Consider the following 14736-nt stretch of genomic DNA (forward strand, 5'->3'; position numbering starts at 1 on the left):
GAGGGCCTGTGGATCTCGACGCGTACGTGGGCGAGCACCGGGGCGAGTGGCGGCGGCTGGCGGAGCTGTCCGGCCGGCGGCGGCTCTCCGCCGCCGAGGCCGACGAACTGGTGGCGCTCTACCAGCGGGCCGCCACCCACCTGTCGGTGCTGCGCAGCCGCTCGCCCGAACCGGGGCTCGTCGCCGAGCTGTCCCAGCTCGTCCTGCGGGCCCGGGGCCGGATCACCGGCCGGCCCCGTCCGTCGTGGGCCGCCGTCGGGCGGTTCCTGCTGGTCGGCTTCCCCGGGGCGGTCTACCGGGCCTGGCCGTGGTGGTGCGCGGTGGCGACCGCCTTCAGCCTGCTCAGCGGCTTCCTCATCTGGTACGTCGCCGGGCACCCGGACACCGCCGCCGCGTTCGTCGGCGAGGAGGCCGCCGCCGAGTTGGTCCGTTCCGGGTTCGCCGGCTACTACACCGAGTTCTCCGCGCCGACCTTCGCCTTCCACCTGTGGACGCACAACGCCTGGCTGGCCGCCCAGTGCCTCGCCGCCGGGGTGCTGGTCGTGCCGGTGCTCTGGCTGCTCTGGCAGAACGCGCTCAACCTCGGGGTGGTCGGTGGGGTGATGGTCTCCTACGGCCGGGCCGACGTGTTCTTCGGCCTGATCACCCCGCACGGTCTGCTGGAGCTCACCGGGGTCTTCGTGGCCGCCGGGGTCGGCCTGCGCACCGCGTGGGCGTGGATCGCGCCGCCGCCCCGGCTGACTCGGGGCCGGGCGGTGGCCGAGGCCGGCCGTTCCGCCGTCCTGGTCGCACTGGGCCTGGTCGGCGTGTTCGCGGTCTCCGCCGGCCTGGAGGCGTTCGTCACCCCCGCCCCGCTGCCGGCCGCGCTCCGCGTCGGCGCCGGCGCGACGGTCTGGCTCGCCTTCCTGGCGTACGTCGTCCTGCTCGGCCGGCGCGCGGCCGGCGGGAGCCGGGTCCGGCCGGGTACCGCCGGGTCCACGGTCGACGCCCCCGGGCTCAGAGCCGGCCGAGGGACTTGAGGCGGAGGTAGGCGTCGGCCACCGCGGGGGCCAGCCGGTCCGCCGGGGCGTCCAGCACCGTGACGCCGTGCCGGCTCAGGACGGCGCGCAGGCGGTCCCGTTCGGCCAGGGCGCGCCAGGCCGCCGCGGCGGCGTACGCGTCGGCGGGCCGGCCCGGCACGGCGGCGGTGAGCGCCGTGAGCACGGGGTCGTGGGTCGCGGCGACGATCACCCGGTGCCGGGCGGCCAGCCGGGGCAGCACCGGCAGCAGCCCCTCGCCCAGCGCCCCGGCCTCCAGCGCGGTGAACAGCACCACCAGGCTGCGCCTCCGCTCCCGGCGCAGCACCTCGCCGGCGATCAGCGCGAAGTCGGTCTCCACCAGCGCCGGCTGGAGCGGGGCGACCGCGTCCACCAGCCGGGCCAGCAGCGCCGGCCGGCCCGCGCCGGTCACCGCGGCCCGGACCACGGCGTCGGCCGCGATCAGGTCCACCCGGTCGCCGGCGCGAGCGGCCAGCGCGGTGAGCAGCAGCGCGGCGTCGAGGAAGGTGTCCAGCCGGGGCTCGTCGCCGATCCGCGCCGCCGAGGTCCGCCCGGTGTCGAGGACGCAGACCAGCCGCCGGTCCCGCTCCGGGCGCCAGGTGCGCACCAGCACGTCGGAGCGGCGGGCGCTGGCCCGCCAGTCGATCGAGCGGACGTCGTCGCCGACGACGTACTCGCGCAGCGCGTCGAACTCGGTGCCCTCGCCCCGGCCCCGGGTCACCTGGGTGCCGTCGATCACCCGGAGCCGGGCCAGCTTCTCCGGCAGGTGCCGGCGGGAGTCGAAGCGGGGCAGCACCCGCAGCGTCCACGCCGGGGTGGCGGGGTGCCCGGCGCGCTGCCGGAACGCCAGCCGCAGCGGCCCGTACGAGCGGACGGTCAGCGCGACCGCCGGCCGGTCCCCGCGCCGCGACGGGGTGAGCCGGGTCGGCAGGTCGACGCTCGTCCCCGGGGCCACCCGGACCACCCGCCCCGGCGGCACGTCCGGCCGCGCTCCGGCCGACGGCACCCACTCGTCCCGGACCCGGGCGCGCAGCGTACGGGCCGAGGCGTTGGCCAGCCGCAGGGTGACGGTCGCGGTGCCGCCGAGCCGGACCCGTCGGTCCCCGCCCCGGTCGGCCGCGACCCCGGCCGGCGGCGCGGCCAGCGCCCAGTCGACGGCGGCCAGCGCCAGCACGGCCACGGTCATCAGCGCCACCCCGACGAACGGCGCCGGCCACAGCGGCAGGGTGACCGCGCCCGCCGCCAGCAGCGCCGCCGCCCGCCAGGTCATCGGGGCGTCGGCACGGTGGCCAGCACCGTGTCCAGCACCGCGTCCACCCCGACCCCCTCCAACTCCACCTCCGGGCGCAGCCGCAGCCGGTGCCGCAGGGTGGGGCGGGCGACGGCCTTCACGTCGTCGGGCGTGACGTGGTCCCGACCGGCCAGCCAGGCCCACGCCTTCGCGGTGCCGAGCAGGGCGGTCGCGCCCCGGGGGGAGGCGCCCAGCTCCAGCGCCGGCACAGCCCGGGTGCCCCGGCACAGGTCCACGACGTAGCCGAGCACCGGGTCGGCCACGTGCACCCGGCCGACCGCCGCCCGGGCGGCGGCCAGGTCGTCGGCGGTGGCCACCGGACGTACGCCGGCGGCGGCCAGGTCGCGCGGGTCGAACCCGGCGTGGTGGGCGCGGAGCACCCCCAACTCCTCGTCCCGGCTGGGCAGCGGCACGGTGAGCTTGAGCAGGAACCGGTCGAGCTGCGCCTCCGGCAGCGGGTAGGTGCCCTCGTGCTCGACGGGGTTCTGGGTGGCGGCCACGATGAACGGGTCGGGCAGCGCCCGCCGCTCGCCCTCCACCGAGACCTGCCGCTCCTCCATCACCTCCAGCAGGGCGGACTGGGTCTTCGGCGGGGTCCGGTTGATCTCGTCGGCGAGCAGCAGGTTGGTGAAGACCGGGCCCTCGCGGAAGGTGAACGCGGCGGTGCGCGGGTCGAAGATCAGCGACCCGGTGACGTCGCCGGGCATCAGGTCCGGGGTGAACTGCACCCGCTTGCTGGTCAGGTCGAGGGCGGCGGCGACGGTCCGGACCAGCAGCGTCTTGGCCACCCCCGGCACCCCCTCCAGCAGCACGTGCCCCCGGCAGAGCAGGGCGAGCACCAGGCCGGTGACCACCCCGTCCTGCCCGACGACGGCCTTGGCCACCTCGGCGCGCAGCCGGTGCAGGGCGGCGCGGGCGTCGTCCGGGCCGGCGGTCGGCGGCTCGGTGGTTCCGGCGGGTCGGGTCACCGGGGGTCCTCCTTCGGCGGGGCGGGGCGGGGTCGGGGGACGGCCGCCGGCCGGTCGGGGCCGGGCGGGTCGGCCGGTGGGCCGGCGTCGGCCGGGCCCGGTGGGCGTCCACCGGCGTGCGCCGGCGGGTGCCTGTGCGGTCCGGCGTCCGCCGGGGCCGGGTCGGGCGTTCCCGCGACGGTTCGGGTCAGCCGGTCCAGCGAGCGGGCCAGGTCCAGCAGCTCGCGGTCGCTGCTCGGCTCGTCGCCGTACAGCAGGTCGTGGACCTGTGCGGCGGTGCCGCCGGCCCGCGCGGCGACGGCGGCGGCCACCGCGTCGGCGGGCGGGTCGGCGGGCAGGTTGAGCCGGGGCAGCAGCCGGGCCAGTGCGGCGGCGCGCAGCGTGTCGGCGGCCGGGCCCCGGGCGCGGGCCCGTTGGTAGAGCCGGGCCCGGCCGAGCACCGTCTCGGCCGAGCGGACGGCCACCGGCAGCGGCTCGGACACCGGGGGGCCGAGCCGGCGGGCCCGCCAGAGCACCAGCAGCAGCGCGGCCAGGGCGAGCTGTGCCAGCAGGGCCCAGAACCAGGCGGGGAAGGCCGCCCAGAGCGGGTTGGGCGGGGACGGGCCGTCGGCGGCGGCGCCCTCGTCGCCCCGGTCCTCGCCGGGCGTGCCCGGTTCGTCGTCGCCGGTCCCGCCGCCGGGGCCCTCGGGATTGGCCGGCCGGCTCGGCCCGTCGGTGCCGCCGGGGTCCGGTGGCGGCGGGGCGGGGCCGTCCAGGTCGAGCCAGACCACCCGGCCGGTCGTGCCGAGCAGGCCGGTGGCCAGCTCCCGGTTGCCCCGTTCGCCGATCCGGTCGTTGCGGAACGGGTCGCTGGCCCCGATCACCACGGTCTCGGTCGCCCAGGGCACCCGGGCCAGCCCGGCGGCGTAGCAGCGGTCCACGGTCGCCCCGGACCGGTCGGGCGGGACGGCGTAGCGCTGCCGCTCGGCGGCGGCGACCCCGGCGCGGGCCACCTCGGGCAGCGCGCAGGGCCGCCCGTCGGCGTCGGGGCCGACCGCCCGGGTGGCCCACCGCCGGCCGGCGGGGACCAGGGGCAGGCCGGTGGCCTCCAGCACCTGCCGGGGCGGGTCGACCAGCACGAGCCGGATCCGGCCGGGCAGGTCGCGCAGCGCGCCGAGGGTGTCCGGATGCAGCAGCCCCGGCGCGGGCACGAAGAGCGTCGCCCGCCCGGCGGTGGCCAGCACCGCCCGCAGCGGGTCGGTCTCCCGCTGCACGACGACGCCCCGGTCGCGCAGCGCGGCGGCGAGCCGGCTGCCGCCGTCCGCGTCGGTGGCGACCGGGGAGAGGAAGCCCGGCTCGGTGGGGTCGGGCTGGTCCACGGCATGGGTGAGCACGGTGATCGTGATCAGCAGCGCGGCCAGTCCCAGCGGGATCGCCAGCCGGTGCCAGCGGCGCGGTGCGGCGGCGGATGCCGGTGGGGCGGGCGCCGCGTCGGCGGGCCCGGTGTGGTACGGCGCGGCGGTCATGCCCGCTCACCGCCCTGCGGGGCCGGAGCCGTCAGGACAAGGTGCAGGTCCGCGGCCAACTCCCGCATCCGGTGGTCGTGCTCGGCGGCGGCCGGGCGCTGGGCGTACCAGAGGTCGGAGAAGATCCCGGCCGCGGCGGCGAGCGGCGGGCCGACCGGGGGCCGGCGCGCCGTGGCGGCTGCGGTCAGCTCCGCGACCGTCATCCCCGGGCGCTGCTCCACCACCCGCCGGGCCACCAGTTCGCCGAGCATGCCGCGTAGCCGCTCCCGGACCGCCTCGGCGTAGCGGCCCTGCGCCGCCAGCCGGTCGGCCAGCGGACCGGCGTCCGCCGGGGCGGCGTCCGGTGCGGGCACCGGCGCTCCGGCGGTGGCCGGGCCGGTGCCCCGGCGCCGGCGGACCCGGGGTGGCCGGGACCGGCGGCGCCGGGGCAGCCGGAGCCGGAGTCGGGGCAGCCGGTGGGGCACCCAGGCCGGGTGGTGGTACCAGCCGAGCGCGGCCAGCCCGGCGGTCAGCAGCAGGAGCAGCGCGGCCAGCGGCAGCGGCAGGTGGTCGCCCAGCGCGGCCGTGGTCTCGGTCCACCACCGGCTCAGGCTCACCGGTCGGCCGCCAGCAGCGCCGGCTCGCCGTGGCCCGCCGGGGCCCGGGAGAGCCGGATGTCCAGCCCCTCGGTGCGGATCCGGCCCTCCAGGTGCAGGACCGCGTCGAGGCAGGCCAGCGCCGGGTAGGCGACGCCGTTCACGCCGGCCCAGATCGCGCCGGACACCGGCACCGCCCAGGCCGGGTCGGTGAGGTCCACGAGGCCCAGCTCGCGTAGCCCGTAGAAGACGCCCAGGCCCAGCCCGACCCGGACGATCCACCAGGCCAGGTAGCCGAGGAGGCGGACGGCGGCGGCCCGGCAGCCGGCGCGCAGCGCGAGGACGGCCGCGCGCAGCGGTGCCCGGGCGGCGGCGACCCGGTCCACGACCAGCGCCGACGCGACCGAACCCAGCAGCGCCCAGGCGACCACCCAGCCCGGCCCGAGCAGGGCCGCCACGAGCACGACCGCGCCGACCCCGGCGGCCAGCAGCGCGGTCGCCCACGGTCGGGCGCCGGCGGGCCGGAGCAGCTCGCCAGGGCCGGCGGTACGGCCCAGCAGCGCCGCCCCGGCGGCCCGGGCGGCCGGGTTGCCGAGCAGCAGGACGATCACCGCCTCGGTGGCCGCTCCCACCGCCAGCAGCCCCCAGGACGGGACGAGGTGTCCGAGCTGGAACGCGAAGCCGGGTGGCCGGGCCCCGGCGGCGACCCGCAGCGGGTGCAGCAGGAACTGCTCGGCGGCGGCGAGGACGAGCGCGGCCGGGATCAGCACCCGGGCGTGCCGGCGCAGCAGCAGGACGGCGGAGTCGAGCAGCTCCCCGACGGTCAGCGGCCGGCGCGGGAGCACGGCGGTCGGGCCGACGTCTGGCACGTGTACTCCCCGGGGACGGCTGGCGATGGCCGGGGCTCGGCGGCACCGGCACCGGTCATGGTGACACGAGCCCGCGCGCTGGACGTGCGGTGGACGGCCAACCGGCAGTACCGTGCCGGGTGACGCCGATCCCGGCGACCCGCCGCCGCTGTCAAGGTGACGCCGGTCCCACCGAGACGAAGGGGGATGGAAGTATAAATCCCATGAGAGCCCGGGTACTGGTGGTCGACGACGACCCCGCGCTCGCCGAGATGCTCGGCATCGTCCTGCGCAGCGAGGGCTTCCTGCCCTCGTTCGTCGCCGACGGGGAACGGGCGCTGGCCGCGTTCCGGGAGAACCGGCCCGATATCGTCCTGCTCGACCTGATGCTGCCCGGAATGAGCGGTATCGACGTGGCCCGGGCGATCCGCGGCGAGTCCGGCGTGCCGATCGTGATGCTCACGGCCAAGAGCGACACCGTCGACGTGGTGCTCGGGCTGGAGTCCGGCGCCGACGACTACGTGGTGAAGCCGTTCAAGCCCAAGGAACTGGTGGCCCGGATGCGGGCCCGGCTGCGCCGGGGTGAGGACGTGGCGCCGGAGATGCTGACCATCGGGCCGCCCGGCAACCAGATCAGCATCGACGTGCCGGCGCACACCGTCAGCCGCAACGGCGAGGAGGTGAAGCTGACGCCGCTGGAGTTCGACCTGCTGGTCGCGCTCGCCCGCAAGCCGCGTCAGGTGTTCACCCGGGAGGTGCTGCTGGAGCAGGTCTGGGGATACCGGCACGCCGCCGACACCCGGCTGGTCAACGTGCACGTGCAGCGGCTACGGGCCAAGATCGAGCCGGACCCGGAGCGACCGGAAATCATCCTCACCGTCCGGGGCGTGGGCTACAAGGCCGGCACCGGATAGCCTTGGTCGCACTGTGACCACCTCCCCGACGCCCGGTCCCTCACCCACGGTCACCCGCCGGCCACGCGCCGGGCGGGAGCTGTGGCGCGTGCTGGCCGGGCGGGTGGCCCGGCTGGCGGGCGGCATGCACCACACCTGGCGCCGCTCGTTGCAGGTCCGGGTGGTGACCATCACGCTGGTCACCTCCAGCCTGCTCGTCGGCGGGTTCGCGTACCTGATCGCCGACAAGATCACCAACATCCTGGTGGAGAACGCCGAGACCGACGTCCGGCTCCGGCTCAACAGCGGCAGCGACTACGCGGCGAAGCAGTTCAGCCTCTACAGCCAGGCGCAGGAGGCCCAGCTCCAGGACACCATCGACGGCACGGTCAACTACCTGGCCGGCGGGGACCCGCAGCAGACCAGCGGGGTGGTGGTCGGGATCATCGCCGACGAGTACACCGGCATCATCGAGCCGCGCTTCTCCCCGGACGTGGAGGTCGGCCCGCTGATCAGCCGGGAGCTGCGGGCCACGGTCGCCGGGGGCAACATCGCCAGCCAGATCCGCACCGGCCGGCTGGCCGCCGGCCCCACGAAGTACCTGGTGTACGGCTCGCCGGTGCCGACCCGCTTCGGCCAGGTGGAGTTGTACTACCTGGTGCCGCTGACCCGCCAGGCCGCCACGGCGGCGGACGCCCGGGCCACCGTGGTGGCCACCGGGGCGGCGCTGGTGCTCCTGCTCGGCCTGCTCGCCGCCCTGGTCACCCGGCTGGTGGTGACGCCGGTGCGGGTGGCCGCCCGGACGGCCCAGCGGCTCTCCGCCGGCCTGCTCGACCAGCGGATGGTGGTCAACGGGGAGGACGACCTGGCCCTGCTGGCCGCGTCGTTCAACCAGATGGCCACCAACCTGCAACGGCAGATCCTCCGGCTGGAGGAGATGTCCCGGTTGCAGCGCCGCTTCACCTCCGACGTCTCCCACGAGCTGCGCACCCCGCTGACCACGGTCCGGATGGCCGCCGACCTGATCTTCGCCGAGCGGGACGAGTTCGACCCGGCGGTGGCCCGCAGCGCCGAGCTGCTCCAGGCCGAGCTGGACCGGTTCGAGGAGCTGCTCACCGACCTGCTGGAGATCAGCCGCTTCGACGCCGGGTTCGCCATGCTGGACGCCGAGCCGACCGACCTGGTGCCGGTGGTGCACCGGGTCGCCGACCGGCTGGCCGGGCTGGCCGAGCGGGTCGGGGTGGCCATCGAGCTGGACGTGCCCGAAGCCCCGGTGATCGCCGAGGTGGACCCGCGCCGGGTCGAGCGGGTGCTGCGCAACCTGGTCGGCAACGCCGTCGAGCACGGCGAGGCCAAGCCCGTCCTGATCACGCTCGGGCACGACCAGACGGCGGTCGCGATCACCGTGCGGGACCACGGTGTGGGGCTCAAACCGGGCGAGGAGAAGCTGGTCTTCAACCGGTTCTGGCGGGCCGACCCGTCCCGGGCCCGACAGACCGGGGGCACCGGTCTCGGCCTGTCGATCAGCCTGGAGGACGCCCGGCTGCACGGCGGCTGGCTGGAGGCGTGGGGCGCGCCGGGCCAGGGCGCCCAGTTCCGGCTCACCCTGCCGGCCCGGGCCGGCGACCGGCTGACCACGTCCCCGCTGCGGCTGGTCCCCGGCGACGCGGCCCTGCCGTTCGGCGGCCCCCGGGACGGCGGGCTGCTCGCCATCGGCCCCGGCACCGGGGGCGCGCTGGCGGTCGGTCCAGCCCCGGCGACCGGCGACCGCGCGGAGGTGGGGTCGTGACGCCGCGCCGGGGGCTCGCCGCGTTCCTCGCGGGGCTGCTCCTGCTCGCCGGGATCGCCGGCTGCGGCATCCCCGAGGAGTCCGAGGTCAGGGTCGACGGGCAGGTGACCGCCGCCCGGTCCGGCTCGTCGAGTTACCGCCGGGACGAGCCGCCGGGCCCCACGGCCAGCGGCACCGACCGCAGTGCCTTCGTCACGAACTTCCTCTCCGCCGCCGCCGGTGAGGCGGACCGGGCCTACTACCGGGTCAAGCAGTTCGTCGCCCCGGACGGGCGCAGCCGGATCCAGGAGAAGCAGCCCAGCGAGGTGGCTCTCACCGTGGTGCGACTGCGCGAGACGCCGGTGATCACCGAGACCACCGACGGCATCAAGGTCACCCTCCGGGTGCAGCAGATCGGCCTGCTACGCGCCGACGGCACGCTGGTGCCGCCGGTGGCCACCGACACCGAGTACCGGTTCAAGCTGAGCGCCGCCCAGGAGGACAAGCCGGACGCCGGCTGGTTCGTCAAGGACCCCCCGCCGAACGTGCTGCTGCTCAGCGACGACGCGCTGCGGCAGTACTACCAGACCCACACCGTCTACTTCTGGAACACCGACCGCACCCGGCTGGTGCCCGACCAGCGCTACCTGCCCTTGGCCGTGCCCGACGAGCGGCGGGTCACCGAGGTGGTGAAGTGGCTGACGGCCGGGCCGTCGGAGTGGCTGGGGTCGGGGACGAGCCGGCTGCCGGACGGCACCCGCCTGATCAACAACGCGACCGAGTCGGACGGGCAGTGGGAGGTCAACCTCGACATGCCCGTCGACGCGGACGACAAGCGGATCGAGCAGCTCATCGACCAGCTCGCCTGGTCGCTGCCGGAGTTGGACGGCCAACTGGAGCTGAAGATCCACAACCAGTCCCGGAAGAAGGTGCCCGACCTCGCCGCGCACCGCCGGGCGAATCCGGCGTACCCGATCACCGACGACCCGCAGCGGTTCTGCGTCTACGACGGGGCGGTCCACCCGCTCGCCCTCGCCGGTGAGGCGAGCGGCCAGGTGCCGGTCGCGGCGGCGTACAACAAGGGCGTCGTGTCGGCCGGGTTCAGCCGCTCCGGCGACGCGGTGCTGGCGGCCCTGGTGACGACCGGGGCGGACCAGCGGCAGCGGCTCACGGTCGGGGCCGGTGCGGTGCCGGTGAGCATCTTCCAGCGCAGCCCCCAGTCGTACGCCTCCATGGGGCGGCCGGTCTGGCTGCGTTCGCTCGACCCGGAACGCCCGCAGGGGCTGGTGGTGGCCGACGGCCGGCTCTACCGGTTCGACGGGAACGCCCAGTTGCGGGTGGTGCCGCTGACCGTCGAGGGCGGGGTGACGGCGGTGGCCGCCTCGCTGGACGGGCACCGGATCGCGGCGATCGTCGGAGGCGGCCTGTACGTCGCGGCGGTCAACCTGAACGGCGGTGTGGTCTCCGTGGGCCCGGCCCGCCGGCTGGTCACCTCGCTGACCGATCTCTCCGCGGTCGACTGGGCGACGGAGAACAGCTTGGACCTGGCCGGGTCGGTGGGACGGCCGGCGGTCTACCAGATCAGCGTGGACGGTGCCCTGGAAACGGCGCTGCGCAACGACGTCGGTGCCCGGGTGACCCACCTGTCGACGTACCCGCTGAACCCGGTGGTGCCGTTCTCCAGCGGGAACCTGATGTACGAGGCGAACGGGGTGGCGTACCGGAACAACCCGTTCGACACCATCAAGCGGGACCAGGTGCTGGAGGTGACCCCGCCGCCGGCCGGGGTGCGGGCCGGCAACCCGACCGCCCCGTTCTTCCTCTACTGAGTGGGCGCGGTGGGCGGCGTGCTCGGCGGGCTCTGGGCGGACCTCACCGACCTGGTGCTGCCGGTGGAGTGCGCCGGCTGCCGGGACCGCCCGGCGGCCGTCCGGCGCGGGTTCTGCCCCCGCTGCCAGGCGGCGCTGGAGGAACTGGGCCCCCGCCCCGTACGCCCCACCCCCGCCCCGGCCGGCCTGCCGCCCTGCGTCGCCCTCGGCCCGTACGCCGGGCCGTTGCGGGAGGCGCTGCTGGCGTACAAGGAGCGTGGCCGGCACGGGCTGGCCCGGCCGCTGGGCGGCCTGCTCGCTGAGGTGGTGGCCGACGCGGTGGGCGGGCCGCGGCCGGTGCTGCTGGCCCCGGTGCCGGACACGGCGGCGGCGGCCCGCGCCCGGTACGGCGACCACCTGGGCCGGCTGGCCCGGCACGCGGCCGTCCGGCTGCGCCGGGCCGGGTGGCCGGTGCGGGTGGTCCGGCCGCTGCGGGCGCTGCCCCGGCCGGACTCGGCCACCCTGGACCGCGCCGGTCGCGCCCGGGCGGCGGAGTCGGCGTTTCGGCCCCGCGCCGGGACGGCCGTGCCCCGGCCCCGCGCCGGCGCGCCGGCGCCGGTGGTCGTGCTGCTCGACGACATCGTCACCACCGGGGTCACCCTGGCCGCCGCAGCCCGGGGGCTGCGCGCCGCCGGCCTGGCACCGCAGGCCGCCGCGGTGCTCGCCGCGACCCAGAAACGGCGTCGCCGATAACGTTTCGTGTTTGTGATTCACCCGACAGTGTCCGTCCTGTGAAAATTCTGAGCCTTTCCGCGGCGGGGGGTGACTGGCGGACGAACAGGGGTTAGCGTTTTCGTGTCGGGGGTAGGAAGGCATTCCCACCCGCCCCCGGCGGTGAGAGGAGGCGGAGCCGCACTGACCCGGCCGACGCCGTACGGACTGCCCAGGGGGCGAGCCGGCCGGGGATTTCCGAATCGAAGGCCGTCCGAACAAGGGAGGTCACGTGGACATCGTGGTCAAGGGCCGCAACGTCGAGGTTCCCGATCATTACCGGGTGCACGTAGCCGAAAAGCTCGCGAAGATCGAACGCTACGACCACAAACTGATTCGTGTGGACGTCGAGTTGTTCCACGAGCGCAATCCGCGCCAGTCCGATCATTGCCAGCGTGTCGAGATAACGTGCGTTTCCCGTGGTCCGGTGATTAGGGCCGAGGCCTGCACGAACGATTTCTACAGCGCGCTCGACACCGCGATCGCCAAGCTGGACACCCGGCTACGCCGGGCGGCGGACCGCCGCCGGGTGCACCGGGGCCGGCACGCGCCGATCTCCGTCGCGGCGGCCACGGCCGACCTGCCGGTCGCCGACCTCGGGGCCCCGGTCGCGGCCCTCGACGGCGCACGGTCGGCCACCGCCGTCGCCGAGCGGGTCGAGGAGGAGCACGAGGACCAGCCCTGGCACATCGCCCGGGCGAAGGTCCACCCCGCCGAGCCGATGACGGTCGACGACGCGCTGTTCCAGATGGAACTGGTCGGGCACGACTTCTACCTGTTCCACGACAAGGAGTCCGGCCGCCCCAGCGTCGTCTACCGCAGGCACGCCTACGACTACGGCATCATCTCCCTCGACACCTGACCCCGCCCGGCCGTTCCCCGCTGGCCCGCACGGGTCAGCGGGGAAGCTCGGCGGCGAGCAGGGCGTAGACGACCGAGTCGACCCGGGTGCCGTCCGGGCCGGGCAGCCGGCCGCGCATCAGGCCCTCGCGGGAGAAGCCGACCTTCTCCAGCACCCGCTGCGAGGCCACGTTCTCCGGGCGGGTGCCCGCCCAGATCCGCGAGATCCCGACCTCGTCGAACGCCCAGCCGGCGACGAGGCGCGCCGCCCGGGTGGCCAGGCCCCGGCCCCGTCCGGCCGGCAGCATGCTGTAGCCGATCATGGCCTGCCCGGTCATCGGCTCGTCGTAGTACAGGGCGCATCCGCCGACCAGTTCGCCGGTCGCCGCGTCCAGGATGACCAGGTCGGCGGAGACCCCGGCCAGCCAGCGGCTCTCCGCGAGCCGGCAGCGCCGTTCGATCTCGGCGAGCGACGGCGGCTCCGGCGGCACCCGGTTGGCGACCACCTCGGGCCGGCGGTGCAGCCGGTACATCCCCGCCACGTCGTCCCCGCCGACCGGGCGCAGGGCCACCACGCCGTCGGTGAGCCGGCCGTCGGGCAGGTCGGGCAGGGTCCGGGCCACGGGGCCGGGCGGGTCGTCGGCCAGCCGCACCCAGCAGACCAGGTCGTGCCGGCCGCCGCCACGGGTGGGGTGTGCCGCGCGGCGTACCCCCTCGTGCCGGAAGCCGGCGGCGAGCGCGACCCGCTGGCTGGCCGTGTTCTCCGGGTGGGTGAGCAGTTCCAGCCGGGTGGTGCCGTGCGCGAACGCCGCCGCGGCCAGCGCCCTGGTCGCGGCGGTGGCCACCCCGTGCCCGCGCGCCCACGGCGCGACCCAGTAGCCGATTTCCGCCTGTCCCCGCAGCGCGACCGGGTTGCTCAGGCCGATGCCGCCGAGCAGCCGGTCGGTCGCCGGGTCCGCGACCGCGTACGCGGCCCCGCCGGTGGCCCGGGTCGCCGGGGCGCCCTCGGCGACCCACCACCGGGCGTCCGCCTCGGTGTACGGGCCGGGCAGGCCGGAGATGAACCGCTGGGTCAGCGGGTCGGCGCAGGCCGCCGCCGTGTCCGCGACGTCGTCCGCGCGGAATGGCCGCAGCCGGACCCGCTCGGCCTCGACGGTGTCGGGCAGCGCCGTCACGCCAGGTCCCCGGGGAGCAGCGAGCCGACCCAGGCGTCGCCCCGGGTGCCGTCGCGGACGGTCAGCGCCGCCCGGGCCACGCCCTCGACGGTGAAGCCGGCCTTCTCGGCCACCCGGCGGGAGGCGGTGTTGCCGACCAGCGCCCGCCACTCGACCCGGGCCAGGCCGAGGGTGGTGAAGCCCCAGGCGGCCAGGGCGGCGGTCGCGGCCGGCATGTACCCCCGGCCCCGGGCGTGCGGCGCGGTCATGAAGCCGACCGCGCCCGCCGCCGGGTCGCCGACGAGGATCCGCAGGTCGATCGAGCCGGCGTACCGGTCGTCGCCGTCGGCGACGGTGAAGTACGCGCCGGTGCCGCGCGCCCAGGCCGTGTCGGCCGTGTCGTGCTTGAACCTCTCGGCGTGCGCCCGGTCGTACGGGGCCGGCACGGTGGTCCACTCGACCGTGTGCGGGTCCCGGCAGGTCTCGGCGACCGCGTCCAGGTCGCGTTCCTCGATCGGCCGCAGCCGCAGTTCCTCGGCCCCGACGGTGGCGAACAGGGTGGGCTGCGCCCGGCCGAAGACGGCGGCCCGGCGGGCGTCCAGGGTCTGCGGGCCGGCCGGGCCGGGGGCGCCCGGCGCGGGCAGCTCGCCGGGGAGCAGGGAGCCGATCCAGCCCTCCCGCCGGCCGTCGGGCGACGGGTGGGCCAGCCGCAGCTCGCCCTCGATCCGGAAGCCGGCGCGCAGCGCGGCCAGCCGGGACGCGTGGTTGCCGATCTCGGCCTGCCAGATCAGCCGGCGCAGTCCGGGCGCGTCGAACGCCCACCGGGCGACCGCCCGGGTGGCCCGGGCGGCGACGCCCCGGCCCCGGGCCCAGGGGGCCACCCAGTAGCCGATCTCACCGGTGTCGGTCGCCTGGTGCAGCGACACCAGGCCGCAGGAGGCCAACAGTTCCCCGGTGCCGGCGTCGCAGACGGCGAACGGGGCGCCCGTGCCGTCGCGCCAGGCCGCCGCGCTGAGTTCGGTGACGAACCCGCGGGCATGTTCGGGCAGGTACGGGCGCGGTACGGTGGTCCAGCGCTGGATGTCCGGATCCTGGCAGGCCCGGTGCACGGCGTCCGCGTCGGTCGCCCGCCAGGGCCGCAACAGCAGACCGTCCTCGGTGAGTTCCACGGGTTCCACCCGATCCATCGTGCCGGATCGTTCGCGCTGGGCGTAACCGGATATCCCGCCGCCGGCCCGCGGTCCGAGCGTTATGTCGGGTTCGGCCGATCGGACCGCC

13 protein-coding genes are annotated in these 14736 nt (G+C 76.5%); 6 read left to right on the forward strand and 7 right to left on the reverse strand.

The annotated features are described in order from the left end of the window. Positions 1–8: 8 nt before the first annotated feature. Positions 9–1019 (forward strand): stage II sporulation protein M, encoded by a 1011-nt coding sequence (locus C5N14_RS04635; protein ID WP_117665827.1) that lies wholly within the window; start codon positions 9–11, stop codon positions 1017–1019. Here C5N14_RS04635 and C5N14_RS04640 read toward each other — a convergent pair. The 5 genes from C5N14_RS04640 to C5N14_RS04660 are packed head-to-tail and all read right to left on the reverse strand — an operon-like array spanning position 997 to position 6245. Next, on the reverse strand, positions 997–2307 hold the full coding sequence (locus C5N14_RS04640; RefSeq protein WP_117665829.1) for a DUF58 domain-containing protein: 1311 nt from the start codon (positions 2305–2307) through the stop codon (positions 997–999). The genes C5N14_RS04635 and C5N14_RS04640 overlap by 23 nt on opposite strands. Further along, on the reverse strand, positions 2304–3296 hold the full coding sequence (locus tag C5N14_RS04645) for a MoxR family ATPase (protein ID WP_117665831.1): 993 nt from the start codon (positions 3294–3296) through the stop codon (positions 2304–2306). Before C5N14_RS04645 ends, C5N14_RS04640 begins: the two co-directional genes overlap by 4 nt. After that, a complete protein-coding gene (locus C5N14_RS04650) occupies positions 3293–4801 on the reverse strand; it encodes a DUF4350 domain-containing protein (RefSeq protein ID WP_243639165.1) in 1509 nt (502 codons plus the stop codon). The genes C5N14_RS04645 and C5N14_RS04650 overlap by 4 nt, the downstream gene beginning before the upstream one ends. Next, positions 4798–5397 carry a DUF4129 domain-containing protein gene (locus tag C5N14_RS04655; protein ID WP_243639167.1) on the reverse strand — a complete coding sequence of 200 codons (600 nt, stop codon included), beginning with the start codon at positions 5395–5397 and terminating at the stop codon, positions 4798–4800. The genes C5N14_RS04650 and C5N14_RS04655 overlap by 4 nt, the downstream gene beginning before the upstream one ends. Further along, a complete protein-coding gene (locus C5N14_RS04660; RefSeq protein WP_117665833.1) occupies positions 5394–6245 on the reverse strand; it encodes a hypothetical protein in 852 nt (283 codons plus the stop codon). The genes C5N14_RS04655 and C5N14_RS04660 overlap by 4 nt, the downstream gene beginning before the upstream one ends. 203 nt (positions 6246–6448) lie before the next feature. Between C5N14_RS04660 and mtrA the strand changes: the two genes are divergently transcribed. The 5 genes from mtrA to hpf all read left to right on the forward strand — a co-directional run bounded on the left by mtrA (position 6449) and on the right by hpf (position 12326). Then, positions 6449–7138, forward strand: coding sequence for an MtrAB system response regulator MtrA (gene mtrA, locus C5N14_RS04665; RefSeq protein WP_117665835.1), 690 nt, complete (start codon positions 6449–6451; stop codon positions 7136–7138). Positions 7139–7151: 13 nt separating this feature from the next. Beyond that, positions 7152–8906, forward strand: coding sequence for an MtrAB system histidine kinase MtrB (gene mtrB / locus C5N14_RS04670; protein WP_117665837.1), 1755 nt, complete (start codon positions 7152–7154; stop codon positions 8904–8906). Next, positions 8903–10714, forward strand: coding sequence for an LpqB family beta-propeller domain-containing protein (locus C5N14_RS04675; RefSeq protein WP_117665839.1), 1812 nt, complete (start codon positions 8903–8905; stop codon positions 10712–10714). Before mtrB ends, C5N14_RS04675 begins: the two co-directional genes overlap by 4 nt. A 54-nt stretch (positions 10715–10768) precedes the next feature. Then, positions 10769–11446, forward strand: a complete 678-nt coding sequence (locus C5N14_RS04680; RefSeq protein ID WP_207892630.1) for a ComF family protein — start codon at positions 10769–10771, stop codon at positions 11444–11446. Positions 11447–11696: 250 nt separating this feature from the next. Continuing rightward, on the forward strand, positions 11697–12326 hold the full coding sequence (hpf, locus tag C5N14_RS04685; RefSeq protein ID WP_117665841.1) for a ribosome hibernation-promoting factor, HPF/YfiA family: 630 nt from the start codon (positions 11697–11699) through the stop codon (positions 12324–12326). 34 nt (positions 12327–12360) lie between these two features. On the opposite strand, the gene C5N14_RS04690 is transcribed toward hpf, so the two are convergent. Continuing rightward, entirely contained in the window at positions 12361–13479 is a 1119-nt protein-coding gene (locus C5N14_RS04690; protein WP_243639169.1) for a GNAT family N-acetyltransferase, read from the reverse strand. Then, positions 13476–14645, reverse strand: a complete 1170-nt coding sequence (locus C5N14_RS04695) for a GNAT family N-acetyltransferase (protein ID WP_243639170.1) — start codon at positions 14643–14645, stop codon at positions 13476–13478. Before C5N14_RS04695 ends, C5N14_RS04690 begins: the two co-directional genes overlap by 4 nt. Between the last annotated feature and the right edge of the window lie 91 nt (positions 14646–14736).

The sequence above is a fragment of the Micromonospora sp. MW-13 genome, assembly GCF_003434305.1.
GTDB lineage: Bacteria > Actinomycetota > Actinomycetes > Mycobacteriales > Micromonosporaceae > Micromonospora.